Here is a 521-nt window from a genome sequence, read left to right as displayed (position 1 = left end):
GATGCCGGCAATAATATCACCCTATCAGAAAGCTATGATACCTCTAACGCAAAAGAAAAGCATGAAAAGTCTTTTGCTGGTGTGACAGGCTCTGTCAATGTGGGCATTCTTGGTACAGTAAAAGATGTAAAGGATGCAGTCAAACGTTTTGGTCATGGGGATACAAAACACAAAATCGGCAATGGTCTTATTGCTGGTCTAAAAGGCTATGATCTCTATAGCAAAGGCAAAGGTCTTTATAATGAGATGAAGGGTGGAAACCTTAAACAGTCTATTCGTGATATTGCTGATGTTTCTGCTAGCGTAGCCGTGGGCTTTAAGACAGAGAAGGCAGAAGCCTCTGTTCAGACTTCTACCGCGGTAACAGGTACAATAGAAGCAGGACGCGCTGTTAATATGCAAGCCCACAAAGGTAGCATCCATGGTGTTGGAGCCGATATTATCGCTGGTACAAACCCGATGCAAAGCAATGATGAACAGAGCGGGAATATCACCATGGGAGCAGGTAAAGATATCATCTT

General features: G+C 43.6%; 1 protein-coding gene. It reads left to right on the top strand.

Translation table 11 applies throughout. The annotated features are described in order from the left end of the window. Positions 1–521, top strand: a 521-nt coding sequence (locus ACFIN0_RS10210; RefSeq protein WP_375702503.1) for a hemagglutinin repeat-containing protein, incomplete at both ends; no start/stop codon positions are given.

This window comes from Bartonella sp. AA89HNZF (assembly GCF_042196905.1).
GTDB lineage: Bacteria > Pseudomonadota > Alphaproteobacteria > Rhizobiales > Rhizobiaceae > Bartonella.
This window is presented reverse-complemented; position numbering and strand designations above follow the sequence as displayed.